Raw genomic sequence first — 15,521 nt, 5'->3', positions numbered from 1 at the left:
GTGAACTACCCAGTGAGATCGGCGCGATTCAGCGCACAATGGCTCCAAAGTGCGTCCAAACCGTTCACAAGTGCATCCATTTCACGCGGTCCGTGTACCGGCGATGGGGTAAATCGCAACCGCTCGGTGCCACGGGGCACAGTGGGGAAGTTGATCGGCTGCACATAGATTCCGTGCTCTTCCAACAAGCGATCCGAGATCATTTTGCATTTCACCGGATTCCCGACATGCACGGGTACAATGTGCGTTCCGTGATCGATGATCGGCAGGCCCAAACCTTTGAGGCGCAGCTTCAAAATCGCCGCCTGAGTCTGGTGTTTGACCCGCAAAGAATCGTCTGTTTTCAGGTGCCGCACAGAGGCCGCAGCCCCCGCCGCAATTCCAGGGGCAAGGGAGGTGGTAAAGATGAAGCCCGGCGCATAAGACCTTATGGCGTCACACATTTTTTCGGATGCCGCGATATAGCCGCCCATCACACCGTAAGCTTTGGCAAGGGTACCGTTGATGATATCCAAACGGTGCATCAGCCCGTCGCGTTCGGCAACACCGCCGCCGCGTGGGCCATACATGCCAACCGCGTGCACTTCGTCGATATAGGTCAGCGCGTTGAACTCATCCGCGAGGTCAAGGATCGCCTCAATCGGGCCAAAATCGCCGTCCATCGAGTAGATGGATTCAAATGCGATAAGTTTCGGCGTCGCAGGATCATCGGCGGCCAAAAGTTCGCGCAAATGCGCCACGTCATTGTGACGGAACACGCGCTTCGCGCCACCATTGCGACGGACGCCTTCGATCATGCTCGCGTGGTTCAAAGCGTCGGAGTAAATAATTAATCCGGGTAAAATTTTAGGCAAAGTTGAGAGAGTCGCGTCATTTGCGATATAGGCCGAGGTAAACAGCAGCGCCGCTTCCTTCTGGTGCAAATCCGCCAATTCCGCTTCTAGGCGCTTATGGTAAACCGTGGTCCCCGAAATATTGCGCGTACCACCAGAGCCCGCGCCCGCCGCATCAATCGCTTCGTGCATCGCTTCCAAAACGACGGGGTGTTGCCCCATGCCGAGATAGTCATTGCCACACCACACCGTGATATTTTGCTCTTCGCCATCTGGGCGCGTCCAAACCGCATGCGGGAACGCACCATTTTTGCGTTCGATATCGATAAAGGTGCGATAACGCCCCTCCTCGTGCAAACGTTCTAAGGCTGCGTCGATGTGGTCATTATAGGTCAAAGCGCTCTCCAAGTTTGCCTACTGAGCCTTGGCTCTTAGGTTTCGCATATGCTCTATGGAACGAGCCGCAATAAATCTAGGTTACAAAATGCCGCGCTTGGATTCAATCATCCATTGACAACTTTTTCACCCTCATTTGGTCTCGATAAGCGGGTTTTTCGTGCCCCGCTTTGATCTATCTCAATGCGCTGTCGATTTAGCCTCTCCGCGCGCCCTGCCCTTGTCACGCCAGATAGGGCTGATAGGGTCGCGAAAAACCCCACCCAAAAGGACAGACAATGACCCTCGCCCCCGTTCTCGCACGCATTGATTCCGAACTCCCCCAATCCGTGGAGCGCCTCTTTGAGCTTTTGCGCATTCAGTCGATCTCGACCGATCCGGCGTTCAAGGGAGATTGCGAGACCGCCGCAGACTGGCTGGTCGCAGATTTGCAATCACTGGATGTCACGGCCTCCAAGCGCGCCACCACGGGCCACCCGATGGTTGTCGGCCATATCGACGGCCCCAAAGACGCACCGCACGTGCTGTTTTACGGCCACTATGATGTACAACCCGTTGATCCGCTTAATCTCTGGGACAACCCACCATTTGAGCCCCGCGTCGAAGACACCGCCAAAGGCAAAGTGATCCGCGCCCGTGGTTCCTCCGATGACAAAGGCCAGTTGATGACCTTCATTGAGGCCTGTCGCGCATGGAAAGCCGTCCACGGCGCGCTGCCCGTCAAGATCACCTTTTTCTTTGAGGGCGAAGAAGAAAGCGGCTCGCCCTCGCTGATCCCCTTCATGCAGGAAAACGCAGAAGAACTAAAAGCCGATATCGCGCTGATCTGTGACACAGGCCTGTTTGGCGAAGAAACCCCCGCGATTGTCACCCGCCTGCGCGGACTCTTGGGCGAAGAAATCCACATCCATGGCCCAAGCAAGGATCTGCACTCGGGGATGTTTGGCGGCATCGCGGCAAACCCCGCACGGGTTTTGGCCAAAATCATCGCAGGTCTGCACGACGACACAGGCCGCGTCACCGTTGCGAATTTCTACGACGGCGTCGCCGATTTGCCCGCCGATATTGCCGCCCAATGGGACGCGCTTGGCTTTAGCCCCGAAGGTTTCCTCGGCGAAGTCGGCCTCGCAAAACCCGCAGGCGAACAAGATCGCTCGGCCCTTGAGATGATCTGGTCGCGCCCCACCTGTGAAGTAAATGGCCTCAAAAGCGGCTATACGGGCGATGGTTTCAAAACCGTTCTGCCTTCCGTTGCGATGGCAAAAATCAGTTTTCGTTTGGTCAGCAAACAAGATCCGTTGGAAATTCGCAAAAACTTCCGCGCCTATGTCCAAAGCATGTTGCCCAGCGATTGCACGGTCACCTTTAAGGACCACAGCGCCTCGCCCGCTGGCGAAATGTCAACCGACAACCCCGCGTTTCAAGCGGCCCAACGCGCGCTCTCGGAGGAATGGCCCCGCGCGGCGGCCTTTGTGGGCTGTGGTGGCTCCATCCCGATTGCGGGCCACTTTAAAACCTACCTAGGCATGGACGCCCTGCTCACAGGCTTCAGCAAAGACGACGACCAACTCCATTCGCCTAACGAGAAATACGACATGGAAAGCTTCCACAAAGGCATTCGCAGCTGGGCGCGTATCCTCAACGAATTGAGCAAAACCTAACCAGCGGCTCCCGCCCGCTTTAGGCGCCTAACGGCCCCACAGCCGTTGGGCCTAGCCGGTTTTCTTGCGAAAACCGGCAGCACGCCTCAAAGGGGGGCTTTTCAAGGCGGCAATGGGTTCTATGCCCCAAGAAAACCCTGTGGTAGGTTCAATCCTAGCATTTGATTTGACGGGCGCACCTCCTTGGATATTTTACAACTCACCTCCCTTTTGATTGTCCTCGCGGGCGTTTTCGGCAGCATCAACTACCTTTTCCTCAAACTGCCAAGCTCCATCGGCATCCTCATCGTGGCGTTGTTTTCCTCGCTGGGCGTCATGGCGTTTGACTACTTTGTGCCCGTCTATCACTCCGAAGATCGCGTCCGCGCGTTGGTCTCGGAAATCGCGTTTTCCGACGCGCTGCTTGACGGCATGTTGGGCCTGCTTCTGTTTGCGGGCGCGTTGCACGTAAAAATCGCCGATCTGCGCGAGCAATGGCGGGTGGTTTTCTTTATGGCGACCTTGGGCGTGGCATTATCCACCGTGGTCATTGGCTTCGGCTTTAGCTGGCTGACGGGCATGCCCCTGATCGTGGCGCTGGTGTTTGGCGCGCTGATTTCGCCCACCGACCCTGTTGCGGTCCTTGGGGTGTTGCGCGGCGCGAACCTGCCTAAATCACTCGAAACCAAGATCGCGGGCGAAAGCCTGTTTAACGACGGGGTGGGCTATGTGGTTTTCCTTGTTCTGGTCAGCCTCGCGTTTCCTTCCGTCGACGCGCATGCCACGGGCGGCAAAGAAGCCGCGATCCTGTTTTTCCAAGAAGCGGGCGGCGGGGCCCTGCTTGGTGGCGTCCTTGGCTGGCTCACCTTCCGCTTGATGCGCCGCATCGACGATTACGCCCTCGAAGTCCTGATCACCTTGGGCCTCGCCTTTGGCGGCTACCAACTCTCGGAATTCCTGCATGTCTCCGCCCCCATTATGGCCGTTGTCGCGGGGCTGTTTATCGGCGACGTCGGCATGAAACACGGCATGTCCGAGGAAACCCGCCAATACGTCAAAGCCTTCTGGTCAATGATCGACGAAATCCTCAATGCTGTGCTATTCCTGATGATCGGCTTTGAAGTCTTCGCGGTGGTGTTTTCCCAATCCGCCTTCATCTCGGGCCTCGGCGCAATCCTGCTGTCACTCTTGGGCCGCTTTATCGCCGTCGCGGTGCCTATCACAATGATGCGCCCCTTCCGCAGTTTCTCCTCGGGGGCGGTCCCGATTATGACATGGGGCGGCCTTAAAGGCGGCATCTCGGTCGCACTCGCCCTCTCGCTCCCTGACAGCGAATACAAAAGCCTGATCCTCACCTGCACCTATATGGTCGTGGTGTTTTCCATTATCGCTCAAGGCCTTAGCGTCGCGCGCCTCGCCAAACGCTTTGCGACTGAACCGGAGCTTATGTGATGGCGCGCTGGGTTGCCTTCCTGCGCGGGGTGAATGTGGGGGGCCACGGAAAACTCGCGATGAAACCGCTCTGCGCGTCCATGCAGGCCCAAGGGTTTACCAATGCGACAAGCTATATCCAAAGCGGCAATCTGGTGTTCGACCACACCTCCGAAAGCGCAAATGACGTGGCCACAGCCCTCAAAACCCTGATCAAAGCCCAAGCTGATTTCGCCCCCGAAACTCTCGTCCTGCCCGCACAGATCCTCGCAAAAATCCTCGCCGATTGCCCCTTCCGCACCCCCGACATCGACCCAAAAACCCTGCATTTCCTGCTCCTAGCAGAACCTCCCACATCCCCAGACCTCACCAAAATAGAAACCCTGCGCGCCCCTGACGAAGCCTTCGAGATCACAGACCACGCCGCCTACCTCCTCGCCCCCTCTGGCATTGGCCGCTCCAAACTCATGGCCGCCAGCGAGCGCCTCCTCGGCGTCCCCACCACAACGCGGAACCTGCGAACGATTGAGGCAGTTTTGTCGCTTTCTCGGGCATAGGCTCTGGAAAACGCGCGCAGAAACCCTTATGAAAACGCCAGAATGAATACGAGGACCGCAGGATAATGACAGACACAATTCTACTCCGCTGCGAAGCACACGGCCTGCGCCTAACCGACCAACGCCGCGTAATCGCTGGTGTTCTAGAGGATGCGACCGACCATCCCGACGTCGAAGAACTCTACGCGCGAGCGGTGAAACTCGACCCGAGAATCTCCATCGCCACGGTCTATCGTACCGTCAAATTGTTTGAGGAAAGCGGTATCCTTGAGAAGCACGAATTCGGCGATGGCCGCGCCCGTTACGAGGCCGCCGACCGCGACCACCACGACCACCTGATCGACATGAACTCAGGCCGTGTGATCGAATTTGTCGATCCCGACATCGAAGCCCTACAAGAGAAAATCGCCCAGAAACTCGGCTATGAATTACGCGGCCACCGCCTCGAGCTCTACGGCGTCCCGCTCAAGAAAAACTAGCGTCATAAAACCGTCACCGCTCCCCCGCTATAGAGCATCTATTTGACGTGAGCCCCCCCCTTGCGTAAAAGGCCCTTGGCCCTCCCGTGATTTGTTTCAAAAGGACATCCCTACATGACCACGATCATCGATATCTTTGCCCGCGAAATTCTCGACAGCCGGGGCAACCCCACCGTTGAAGTCGACGTCACCCTCGAAGACGGCACAATGGGCCGCGCGGCTGTCCCTTCTGGCGCTTCCACTGGTGCTTACGAAGCTGTTGAAATGCGCGACGGCGACAAATCCCGCTATATGGGCAAAGGCGTTTTGAACGCGGTTGCTGCGGTTAACGGCGAAATCGCCGAAGCCCTCGTTGGTTGGGACGCCACCGAACAAGAAGCCATCGACGCGACCATGATCGAACTCGACGGCACCCCAAACAAAGCCCGCCTCGGCGCCAACGCCATCCTCGGCGTTTCCCTCGCAGTTGCAAAAGCCGCCGCCGAAGCTTCCGGCCAACCCCTCTACCGCTATATCGGAGGCACCTCCGCGCGCGTTCTGCCCGTACCCATGATGAACATCATCAATGGCGGCGAGCATGCCGACAACCCAATCGACATCCAAGAATTCATGATCATGCCGGTTTCCGCGACCAACATCCGCGACGCCATCCGCATGGGCGCTGAAATCTTCCACACGTTGAAAAAAGAACTTTCCGACGCGGGCTACAGCACAGCAATCGGCGACGAAGGCGGCTTCGCACCAGCCCTCTCTTCTACCCGCGACGCGCTTGATTTCATCCTTAAAGCGATTGAAAAAGCAGGCTACAAACCCGGCGAAGACATCTACCTCGCGCTCGATTGCGCCGCGTCTGAATACTACAAAGACGGCAAATACGAGATGAAAGGCGAAGGCATTTCGCTCACCTCCGCTGAAAACGTCGCCTACCTCGCCAAACTCGCCGCCGACTACCCGATCATCTCGATTGAGGATGGCTGTGACGAAGACGATTGGGACGGCTGGAAGCTTCTCAACGACACCATTGGTGACAAAATCCAACTCGTGGGCGACGATCTTTTCGTGACCAACCCCGAGCGCCTCGCAATGGGCATCGAACGCGGTTCCGCAAACGCGATGCTGGTGAAAGTGAACCAAATCGGCACGCTTTCCGAAACATTGAAAGCCGTCGATATGGCCCACCGCGCCCGCATGACCAACGTCATGTCGCACCGCTCTGGTGAAACCGAAGACGCCACAATCGCCGACCTCGCGGTTGCCACAAACTGTGGCCAAATCAAAACCGGCTCCCTCTCGCGCTCCGACCGTCTGGCAAAATACAACCAGCTGATCCGCATCGAAGAAGCCCTCGGCGAAACCGCCGTCTACGCGGGCCTCTCGATCTTAAAATAAGCGTCTAAATTCTCGGAAAGCCCTCGCCAATCGCGGGGGCTTTTTGCGTTCTGGGGGCCGCTTATTCCGCCGCCCGAACCCTTTGAAGCGCCGCCACCTCTGCGCGCAATGCCCGCACTTCCTGCAAGATCATCGAGGTTTCCGCCGACATCGCCTCACGCTCATCATGCGCCTCCGCACTCTGCTGCGACTGCATTGCATCCACAATCACACCAATAAACAGGTTCAAGACCGCAAAGGCCGTCATCACGATAAACGGCACAAATAACACCCACGACCACGGGTAAATCTCCATGACGGGGCGCACAATGCCCATCGACCAGCTCTCAAGCGTCATTATCTGGAACAGCGTATAGGCCGAAGCGCCCAACGTCCCAAACCAGTCTGGAAAGGCCACGGCATAAAGTTTTGTCGAAATAACCGCGAAAACAAAGAAGATAAGCCCCAATAACAGGACAATCGCCCCCATCCCCGGCAGGGCCTGCATAAGCCCATTCACCACGCGGCGCATCGACGGCACGGTCGAAACCAAGCGCAAAACCCGCAAAATACGGAACGCCCGCAAAACAGCCAGCGGTCCAACCGCAGGCAGCAAGGCAACCGCAACAATCGTGAAGTCAAAGATACGCCAAGGGTCGCGCCAGAATCCCCGACAATCAACGGAAAGCCGCAGCAAAATTTCAACGACAAACAGCCCAAGAATAGTGACATCCATCACTTTTAGAAACGGTCCAGCAAATTTCATCGCTTGGGGCACGGTTTCCAACGCCAAAACAATCGCATTCACCACCACCAACACAATAATCGTCGGCTCAAACAGCCTATGATTTACAATTTGCTCAAGTCGTTTGCGAAGCATGCGAATTCTATCCATTTTTGGGCCAAGGGGAACGGCTGCTGCTTACGCTATTTTCAGGATCACATGCAAGCAAGCCCTCCGCCGCTTCTGCTATGATCCGCCGATCCGACGCGCCGAAAAATTGTGCTGCAAACGAAACGCGGATTTTGCATGAATTGACAAAGGATTAGGCAACCGTTTCTATGCCTCATACTTTATGAACGTCTCGCCCCAAAGCCCCTGAGGTTCCTCCATGCAAACAGCCGACAAAATCATCGCCCAACTCAACCTCGCGCCCCACCCGAAGGCGGCTATTACCGCCAAACGTGGCAAGCCGATAACGAAGGTCGCGCAGCGGGGACCTGCATTTATTTTCTGCTGAAAGAGGGCGAAGCAAGCCATTGGCACTGGGTCGATACCGCCGAGATTTGGCACTATTACGCGGGGGCGACGTTAACACTTTCCATCGCCGAAACCGCCCAAGGCCCCGCCATTGACCACTGCCTTGGCCCCGACGTGCTCGCGAACCAAACCCCGCAAATTCTCGTGGCGCCAAACCACTGGCAAGCCGCCAGAACCGACGGCGCGTTTACCCTCGTCGGCTGCACCGTCTCGCCCGGATTTGAATTTGCCAAATTCACCCTCGCCCCGCCAGATTTCGACATCCCGCGCGGCTAATTTCCGGCTCAAAAATGTATAAAAACTTTAAAAAAGCCCCTCTCAGGAGTTTAAAGTTTTTAAACTTCCTTGCGTAACGCCCCCGTCGGCTCGCTCAAAATGCCGCCGCCAATCGGCACCCGCACCCCCGTCGTTCCGGGGGCCGAGGTCGTGAAACCGCGCGCAACCCTCACCGCCAAAAACCCGAACGCTTGCGCCTCAAGCATGTCCCCATCAAGGCCCGCGTTCTCAATCGGCGCCACCGGACAGTCCATAAACATCGACAACATCGACATCAAAGTGACGTTTTTACGCCCACCTCCACAGACCAAAACCCCCTGCGGAGGGCTCGGACAATGCTCCAAACCCTTCGCCGCCGAAGCGGCCACCATGGCCGTCACCGTCGCCACCGCATCGGCGTCATCCATGTGACCAACCCAATCCGCGATATCTGGAAAACTATCTCTATCCAATGACTTAGGAGGCATACGATAGAAATACGCATCCTCAAGAAACTGCTCAACCAGCGCCTCGTCAACCTCGCCATCCGCCGCCAAAGCGCCATCTTTGTCAAAAGATTCTCCGCGACGCGCGAGCATCAAATCATTGATCGGCGCATTCGCAGGCCCCGTGTCAAACGCGAGCAACGCGCCATCCTCTTCGGGGTAACTGGCGCTGGGATCAACCCACGTCATATTGCCAACCCCGCCCAAATTCAAAAACACAATCGGCCCTTCGGTGCCAATAAATTTCGCACAGGCAAAGTGGAAAAACGGCGCAAGTGGTGCGCCTTCCCCCCCATTTCCACATCGCTAGACCGGAAATCCCACACCACCGGACAGTCCAAAACCTCCGCCAAAACACGGCCGTTTCCGGCCTGATGTGTGCCACGGCCATGAGGTTCATGAGAAAGAGTTTGTCCATGAAAACCAATGAGTTGCGGGCGCTGAAACTGACTCAAAACATTGGCATGGACGATCTCGACCGCCTCAGCGGCCTCCTCCACACCGGCATCCCCTGGCCACAATCCAAAGGCCGCAGCAATCGGCGCGCTCTCCTCAGAGGAATACGGATGATACGCACTTTCACCAAACTCAAAGATTTCCTCGCCATCCGTCAAAATTGCAGCGGCATCGACCCCGTCAAGCGACGTTCCAGACATCGTTCCGATCGACCAAATTGCCCCAGCTTCCAACATGTACTTCCCCTTTGTGCGCAGCCCCCCTATACCCAGAGGCGTTAACGAATAGAATGGACCAAATGACGATGACCTACCACCCAAAATCAGAGTTTATGCGTGTGATGATCGACCGCGGCTATTTGGCCGACTGCACCGATTATCAATCGCTCGACGAAGCGCTGATCGCAGGCGTCGTTCCAGCCTATATCGGGTTTGACGCCACGGCGAATTCCTTGCACGTGGGCAGCTTGATACAAATCATGATGCTACGCTGGCTGCAAAAATCTGGCCACAAACCGATCGTTTTGATGGGCGGCGGCACGACCAAGGTTGGCGACCCTTCCTTTCGGGCGGATGAGCGGCCTTTGTTAACGGACGACCAAATCAACGCCAATATCGACGGCATCAAACAGGTGTTCTCGGCCTATGTTACCTTTGGTGACGGCCCAACCGATGCGGTGATGGTGAACAACGCCGAATGGCTTGATGGCTTGAACTATCTTGAGTTTTTACGTGACATTGGGCGGCATTTCTCGGTCAACCGTATGCTGGCGTTTGAGAGCGTGAAATCGCGCCTTGATCGTGAACAGAGTCTGAGCTTCCTTGAATTCAACTACATGATTCTCCAAGCCTATGATTTCCTTGAGCTAAACCGTCGTTACGGCTGTCTCCTTCAGCTTGGCGGGTCGGATCAATGGGGTAATATTGTCAACGGGATCGACCTGACGCGCCGCGTTCTGGACCACCAGATTTATGGCATGACGTCGCCCCTTTTGACGACGTCGGATGGCAAGAAAATGGGCAAGTCGCAAGATGGCGCGGTTTGGCTCAATCCTGCGATGCGCAGCCCGTATGAATTCTGGCAATTCTGGCGCAATACGACGGATGCTGATGTGGGCCGTTTTCTTAAGCTTTATACCGAGCTTCCGATTGAGGAATGCGACCGTTTGGGCGCCCTTGAAGGGTCCGAAATCAATGCTGCGAAAATCCTCCTCGCCAACGAAGTCACGACCCTCGCGCATGGTGCAGAGGCCGCCAAGACCGCCGAAGCGACGGCACGCGAAGTGTTTGAAAAGGGCGGGATTGGCGACGACTTACCGACCGTGACCCTGAGCGCCGAAGACATTGGCGACGGCATTTCCATCGTCCAACTTTTGGTCAAATCGGGCTTAGTGAAGTCAGGCAAAGAAGCCAAACGCCTGATCTCGGAAAACGGTGCAAAGGTTAACGACGAAGCCCTTACGGACGCTGGCTTGATGATCGATATGGCGGCGCTTGCAGCCCCGATGAAGCTGAGCGCGGGCAAGAAACGCCACGCCTTGGTTGTTGCACAAGGTTAATCACCGAAGTTACTGGAGAACGCGCCCATTGCGGCGCGTTCTCTATTTGAGCATCCATTTTCCGTCTGGCCAGAAGGCGTGAAACGCAAAGGCAAACAGCACGTCATGCGGCACATCCGCGCCAGTGCTTGCGTCTTTGACACGGATGCTGCCAACCTCGCGACTAGTGGCGATATCGGCTTTATCCAGCACACTGGTTTGGCCCTCACGCCACGTGATTTTGACCCCATTTTCAGTAACTTCACCGACTTCAGACAGGCGATCCAACGGCCATGCGGCATCCCCGACACGTACAACGCGCATCAGAGGCGAAATGCCATGCGGCGGATTTTCACCCCGATATAAAAACGGCTGACTTGAACTGTCATAGCCACGATAGGGATTCTGGCCATAACTACGCGGCCAGTCTGGCTCTTTCATCACAAGGCCATTTGGATTGCGCGCCTTGAACTGGTCGAAACCCTCCATCCATGCGGGCAATTGCGTCAGCTCGTCGCCCGTATGGGCGCCGACAATGCCCGTTCCAATCGCCTGTTGCCACCAGCTTTCGGTCTCGCGATCAAACATCACCATATCCGAGTTGCGCAGCTTGCCTGACACGCCAAATGTGAGCAAGTCACCTCCCAAACGGCGGTCAAAAACCATGCCAGAATTACACAGGGGACAGAAGGTCACGGCCACAGGGGTATCGCCCACGTCATCATTGACGATTTCATGCCATGTGAGATAGCGGATTGGGTAGGCGCGCGGCGCTTCCCCTTTTATTTCCAACGTGATAACCGGCTCTTTGCCACCGATTTTTGCCTCGTCAGAAACTGCTATAAATGACGGATCTGACAGAGCTGGAATGCCATCTTTGGGCGGGCCACCAGAGAGAATTTCGGACCAATCGTCAATGGTTGTGGTGGTGAAATCGGTGCTGGGCCATTCGGATTTCCACGCATCGGGATTTGCCGCTGCAAGGCTTGCGCTGCAGATAAAAACAAGGGTCAATAGATGGGACTTGGGCGTCATAGCTTCCTCCTGTTGATCAGAGGAGTGTGACAAGGACGGGCCGCAAAACATAGCCCCTCTCACGCGGTCTTGAACCCGCGTCATTCCGTAAAAAAGCGCCCACCGTTAGAGGGCGGGCGCTAACTCTTATTCTACGACGGTAACTGTCGACATATAGTCAGGGTCGGAAACCGATCCGCCCTGCCCTGTGCCGAGTTTGATCGCGTCAACCACGTCCATACCTGCGATCACATGGCCGACAACGGAGTATTGACCGTCCAAATGGGGCGCAGGGGCGAACATGATGAAGAACTGACTGTTCGCAGAATCGGGACTTTGCGAACGGGCCATGCCCACAGCGCCGCGGTTGAACGTCTCAGCCGAGAATTCGGCTTTCAGATCGTCATAAACCGAACCACCAGTGCCCGCGAGATCCAAATCTCCGTCCATCTTCGCGTTCTCAACGTCGCCTGTTTGCGCCATGAAACCGTCGATAACACGGTGAAATGCCACATTGTCATAGGCGCCTTCGTTGGCGAGGGTCACGATACGTTCGACGTGTTTGGGGGCAACTTCGGACAAAAGATCGATGACGATTTGCCCTTCGGTGCCACCAGCGACGTCAATCACGAGGTTTGGGCCCGGTCCATCTTCGGCAAGCGCGGTCTGTGCATTTGCGGTTTGATCCATCATGAACCAAGCGCCAAAAACAGCGACGCCCAGAATGCCAAGACCCGCTGCAATCATGTCATTGTTACGCATCGGCGGCAACTTTCATGCTGATCATACGATCGGGGTTTTCAGGAGGCTCGCCCACAACGATTGCGTCGACGTGTTCCATGCCTGACTTAACTTGACCATAGACAGTGTATTGACCGTTCAAGAAGTCATTGTCGGAAAAGTTGATGAAAAACTGGGAGTTAGCCGAGTTTGGGTTCGCCGAACGCGCCGCACCAATCGAGCCGCGAGCGTGGGGGATTTTGGAGAATTCTGCGGGAACATCAGGCATCTCGGAGGCACCAGTGCCAGCGCGACGCAGGTTAAAATCGTTTTCCATGTTGCCATGCGCCACGTCGCCAGTTTGCGCCATAAAGCCAGGAATGACGCGGTGGAACGCGACGTTGTCATAGGCACCAGAGCGCGCCAGTTCTTTCATCCGTGCAACGTGGGCAGGTGCCACATCAGGAAGCAATTCGATGACGACGGTGCCGCCTTTTAGTTCGAGCAAGATTGTGTTTTCGGGATCTTTGTAATCAGTCATTTCAATGTCCTTATAGCGTGGTTTGCCTAAACTTATGCGCGATAGAGCCAAAGGAAAAGAGGCAAATGCTTGACGCGAGCCGCAAGATGCTGTGTGAAAGGGCAAATCACCTTCAAAACAGGAGCCGACACATGGCTTGGAAAACCCTCGACGACATGGATCTCGCCCAAAAACGCGTTTTGGTCCGTGTGGATATCAACGTGCCGGTTGCCGATGGAGTCGTCACCGACGACACGCGCATTCAACGTATTATCCCCACAGTTCGCGATATTTTGGCCCGTGGCGGCAAACCCATTTTGATGGCGCATTATGGTCGTCCCAAGGGACAAGTTGTGCCTGAGATGAGCTTGCGGATCGTTTTACCCGCGCTTTCGGCGGCCCTTGGCCAAGACGTTCTATTTGCGGACGGGCAATACGGCGCGGCGGTTGCTGCGATGAAAGACGGCGAAGTTTTGTTGCTGGAAAACCTCCGGTTTGCGCCAGGTGAAGAGAAAAACGACCCTGCCTTTGCCGCGCGTTTGGCAGGACTTGGCGATATTTATTGCAACGATGCGTTTTCCGCCGCCCACCGCGCGCATGCCTCCACCGAAGCCATCGCGCGCCTTTTGCCGTCATGTGCAGGCCGTTTGATGCAGGCGGAATTGTCCGCGCTTGAGGGCGCGCTTAGCACCCCGAAACGCCCCGTCATGGCGGTTGTTGGTGGCGCGAAAGTATCTACAAAACTTGAACTTCTGGGCAATTTAGTGGCTAAAGTTGACCACCTCGTTATCGGCGGCGGCATGGCCAATACCTTCCTTGCAGCACAGGGGATCAATGTCGGAAAATCGCTGGCTGAGCATGAGATGACAGGCACGGCGTTGGAGATTTTGGCCAAGGCAAAAACCGCCAATTGTAATGTGATCCTGCCCGTAGATGTTGTGGTCGCGTGGGAATTTGCCGCGAATACAAAGAACGAAACGGTTGCCGCCGACGCCTGCCCCGCCGACGCGATGATTTTGGATGCAGGCCCCGCCACGGTCGCGATTATTTCGCAAGCTATGGCCGCCAGTGAAACCCTGATTTGGAATGGCCCCCTTGGTGCGTTTGAAATTGCACCGTTTGATACGGCGACCAATGCGGCGGCCGAGCAAGCCGCAGCCATGACCAAAGCTGGCAACTTGATCTCGGTTGCTGGCGGAGGCGACACGGTTGCCGCGCTTAACAAAACCGGAGCCGCCGAGGACTTCACCTATATCTCAACCGCGGGTGGCGCTTTTCTTGAGTGGATGGAAGGCAAAGCCCTTCCGGGCGTTGCCGCTCTCGAAGGGTAATTTTTCCCAATAATCCAAAAGGCGCGCCCCGAAATGGCGCGCCTTTTTTTTGCGCAACTTTGTTCCATTATGTGAAATTCAACGCATCATTTCAGCCCGTTAGCGCAATCATCCATCATGTTAACGCTATCAAACTTGAAACCACCTCCCTGCTCTGTATGACGACCCTATGGCCCAAAAATCATCTGCCAAAGAGGACATCATCCCATGAGAGCTACCCCCATCGTTCAGCAAATTCTTTCCAAATATGAAGGCGAGACACCCGGCGTAAAAGCCAATCTCTGCCGCATCCTGATGAACGGGGAACTCGGAGGCACGGGGAAAGTGATCATCCTTCCCGTGGACCAAGGGTTTGAACATGGTGGCGCGCGCAGTTTCGCGGCCAACCCCGCCGCCTATGACCCCCACTATCACTATCAACTGGCCATCGACGCGGGCCTCAACGCTTTTGCGGCTCCTCTGGGCCTACTCGAGGCCGGAGCTGATACTTTCGCAGGGCAAATCCCAACAATCCTTAAGGTGAACTCGGCGAATTCCTTGATCCCCAATGCGGCTCTGAAAGACCAAGCGATTACCGCAAGTGTTGATGACGCGTTGCGTATTGGCGCCTCGGCGATTGGCTTCACAATCTACCCCGGCTCCTCGGCTGGGCTTGATATGTTCGAAGAAATCAGCGCTATGCGCGAAGAAGCCGCGGCCAAAGGTGTGGCGACGGTAATCTGGTCCTACCCTCGCGGCGAAGCCCTTGACAAAAATGGTGAAACTGCGATTGATATCGCGGCCTATGCGGCGCAAATCGCAGCGCTCCTTGGGGCGCATATCATCAAAATCAAGCTCTCGACCGATCACTTGTCCCTCCCCGAGGCCAAAGCGGTTTATGAGGAACAGAAGATCGATATCTCGACCCAAGCGGCCCGTGTGAAGCATTGCATGGACGCGAGTTTTGCCGGTCGTCGGATTGTTGTGTTCTCGGGCGGCGCCAAAAAGGGTGCGGACAGTGTGTATGACGATGCCCGCGCCATTCGTGACGGTGGCGGCAACGGGTCGATCATTGGCCGCAACAGTTTCCAACGGGATCGCGCCGATGCGCTGGCCATGTTGAGCGAGCTGGTGAACATCTACAAAGGCAACGAATAGGCCTCCTTCGCGCCAGTTCAAAAAACAACCAAAACCCCAGACACGCGTCTGGGGTTTTTCCGTTTTAGAACAGTGTCGTA

General features: G+C 56.0%; 14 protein-coding genes and 1 pseudogene. 9 read left to right on the top strand and 6 right to left on the bottom strand.

Annotation, left to right across the window (positions count from 1 at the left end):
* Positions 1 to 5: 5 nt before the first annotated feature.
* Positions 6 to 1,229 (bottom strand): 5-aminolevulinate synthase, encoded by a 1,224-nt coding sequence (hemA, locus tag RC74_RS15105; protein ID WP_039002086.1) that lies wholly within the window; start codon positions 1,227 to 1,229, stop codon positions 6 to 8.
* A gap of 278 nt (positions 1,230 to 1,507) precedes the next feature.
* Here hemA and RC74_RS15100 point away from each other — a divergent pair, with 278 nt between their 5' ends.
* From RC74_RS15100 to eno, 5 genes are all read left to right on the top strand, one after another.
* Complete coding sequence (locus RC74_RS15100) at positions 1,508 to 2,890, top strand: M20/M25/M40 family metallo-hydrolase (RefSeq protein WP_039002085.1); 1,383 nt, start codon at positions 1,508 to 1,510, stop codon at positions 2,888 to 2,890.
* Between the two features lie 183 nt (positions 2,891 to 3,073).
* Entirely contained in the window at positions 3,074 to 4,321 is a 1,248-nt protein-coding gene (locus RC74_RS15095; protein WP_039002084.1) for a cation:proton antiporter, read from the top strand.
* Positions 4,321 to 4,857 carry a DUF1697 domain-containing protein gene (locus RC74_RS15090; protein WP_039002083.1) on the top strand — a complete coding sequence of 179 codons (537 nt, stop codon included), beginning with the start codon at positions 4,321 to 4,323 and terminating at the stop codon, positions 4,855 to 4,857. The genes RC74_RS15095 and RC74_RS15090 overlap by 1 nt, the downstream gene beginning before the upstream one ends.
* A 65-nt stretch (positions 4,858 to 4,922) precedes the next feature.
* Entirely contained in the window at positions 4,923 to 5,336 is a 414-nt protein-coding gene (locus RC74_RS15085; protein ID WP_039002082.1) for a Fur family transcriptional regulator, read from the top strand.
* 114 nt (positions 5,337 to 5,450) lie between these two features.
* Entirely contained in the window at positions 5,451 to 6,725 is a 1,275-nt protein-coding gene (gene eno / locus RC74_RS15080; RefSeq protein ID WP_039002081.1) for a phosphopyruvate hydratase, read from the top strand.
* Between the two features lie 61 nt (positions 6,726 to 6,786).
* Here eno and RC74_RS15075 read toward each other — a convergent pair whose 3' ends face one another.
* Positions 6,787 to 7,584 carry an ion transporter gene (locus RC74_RS15075; protein WP_039002080.1) on the bottom strand — a complete coding sequence of 266 codons (798 nt, stop codon included), beginning with the start codon at positions 7,582 to 7,584 and terminating at the stop codon, positions 6,787 to 6,789.
* Between the two features lie 165 nt (positions 7,585 to 7,749).
* Here RC74_RS15075 and RC74_RS21865 point away from each other — a divergent pair, with 165 nt between their 5' ends.
* Positions 7,750 to 8,241, top strand: coding sequence for a cupin domain-containing protein (locus tag RC74_RS21865; RefSeq protein WP_335339597.1), 492 nt, complete (start codon positions 7,750 to 7,752; stop codon positions 8,239 to 8,241).
* A 59-nt stretch (positions 8,242 to 8,300) separates the two neighbouring features.
* Here RC74_RS21865 and RC74_RS15060 read toward each other — a convergent pair.
* Positions 8,301 to 9,418, bottom strand: a pseudogene (locus tag RC74_RS15060) (anhydro-N-acetylmuramic acid kinase).
* A gap of 68 nt (positions 9,419 to 9,486) precedes the next feature.
* On the opposite strand from RC74_RS15060, the gene tyrS reads away from it, so the two are divergent.
* Positions 9,487 to 10,740 (top strand): tyrosine--tRNA ligase, encoded by a 1,254-nt coding sequence (tyrS, locus tag RC74_RS15055; RefSeq protein ID WP_039002155.1) that lies wholly within the window; start codon positions 9,487 to 9,489, stop codon positions 10,738 to 10,740.
* 42 nt (positions 10,741 to 10,782) lie between these two features.
* Here the strand turns inward: tyrS and RC74_RS15050 are convergent, their stop codons facing one another.
* The 3 genes from RC74_RS15050 to RC74_RS15040 form a co-directional block, all read right to left on the bottom strand.
* Positions 10,783 to 11,754 (bottom strand): DUF3179 domain-containing protein, encoded by a 972-nt coding sequence (locus tag RC74_RS15050; protein WP_039002077.1) that lies wholly within the window; start codon positions 11,752 to 11,754, stop codon positions 10,783 to 10,785.
* A 126-nt stretch (positions 11,755 to 11,880) separates the two neighbouring features.
* Positions 11,881 to 12,495 carry a peptidylprolyl isomerase gene (locus tag RC74_RS15045; RefSeq protein ID WP_039002076.1) on the bottom strand — a complete coding sequence of 205 codons (615 nt, stop codon included), beginning with the start codon at positions 12,493 to 12,495 and terminating at the stop codon, positions 11,881 to 11,883.
* The gene (locus RC74_RS15040) at positions 12,488 to 12,994 is read right to left on the bottom strand and encodes a peptidylprolyl isomerase (RefSeq protein ID WP_039002075.1); all 507 of its coding nucleotides are present in this window, start codon (positions 12,992 to 12,994) and stop codon (positions 12,488 to 12,490) included. The genes RC74_RS15045 and RC74_RS15040 overlap by 8 nt, the downstream gene beginning before the upstream one ends.
* A gap of 131 nt (positions 12,995 to 13,125) precedes the next feature.
* Here RC74_RS15040 and RC74_RS15035 point away from each other — a divergent pair, with 131 nt between their 5' ends.
* Both RC74_RS15035 and RC74_RS15030 read left to right on the top strand, forming a co-directional pair.
* On the top strand, positions 13,126 to 14,304 hold the full coding sequence (locus RC74_RS15035) for a phosphoglycerate kinase (RefSeq protein ID WP_039002074.1): 1,179 nt from the start codon (positions 13,126 to 13,128) through the stop codon (positions 14,302 to 14,304).
* Positions 14,305 to 14,511: 207 nt separating this feature from the next.
* Positions 14,512 to 15,441, top strand: coding sequence for a class I fructose-bisphosphate aldolase (locus tag RC74_RS15030; protein WP_039002073.1), 930 nt, complete (start codon positions 14,512 to 14,514; stop codon positions 15,439 to 15,441).
* Positions 15,442 to 15,521: the final 80 nt, after the last annotated feature.

The organism is Falsihalocynthiibacter arcticus, from assembly GCF_000812665.2.
GTDB classification, from domain to species: Bacteria; Pseudomonadota; Alphaproteobacteria; order Rhodobacterales; family Rhodobacteraceae; genus Falsihalocynthiibacter; species Falsihalocynthiibacter arcticus.
The sequence above is the reverse complement of the archived record's forward strand: the minus strand, read 5'-3'. Positions and strand labels throughout refer to the sequence as shown.

Bases quoted from the DNA above. Each gene is read 5' to 3' on its own strand.
- RC74_RS15100 (WP_039002085.1), top strand. From the start codon at position 1,508: ATGACCCTCGCCCCCGTTCTCGCACGCATTGATTCCGAACTCCCCCAA.
- RC74_RS15090 (WP_039002083.1), top strand. From the start codon at position 4,321: ATGGCGCGCTGGGTTGCCTTCCTGCGCGGGGTGAATGTGGGGGGCCAC.
- RC74_RS15085 (WP_039002082.1), top strand. From the start codon at position 4,923: ATGACAGACACAATTCTACTCCGCTGCGAAGCACACGGCCTGCGCCTA.
- eno (WP_039002081.1), top strand. From the start codon at position 5,451: ATGACCACGATCATCGATATCTTTGCCCGCGAAATTCTCGACAGCCGG.
- RC74_RS15075 (WP_039002080.1), bottom strand. From the start codon at position 7,584: ATGCTTCGCAAACGACTTGAGCAAATTGTAAATCATAGGCTGTTTGAG.
- tyrS (WP_039002155.1), top strand. From the start codon at position 9,487: ATGACCTACCACCCAAAATCAGAGTTTATGCGTGTGATGATCGACCGC.
- RC74_RS15050 (WP_039002077.1), bottom strand. From the start codon at position 11,754: ATGACGCCCAAGTCCCATCTATTGACCCTTGTTTTTATCTGCAGCGCA.
- RC74_RS15045 (WP_039002076.1), bottom strand. From the start codon at position 12,495: ATGCGTAACAATGACATGATTGCAGCGGGTCTTGGCATTCTGGGCGTC.
- RC74_RS15040 (WP_039002075.1), bottom strand. From the start codon at position 12,994: ATGACTGATTACAAAGATCCCGAAAACACAATCTTGCTCGAACTAAAA.
- RC74_RS15035 (WP_039002074.1), top strand. From the start codon at position 13,126: ATGGCTTGGAAAACCCTCGACGACATGGATCTCGCCCAAAAACGCGTT.
- RC74_RS15030 (WP_039002073.1), top strand. From the start codon at position 14,512: ATGAGAGCTACCCCCATCGTTCAGCAAATTCTTTCCAAATATGAAGGC.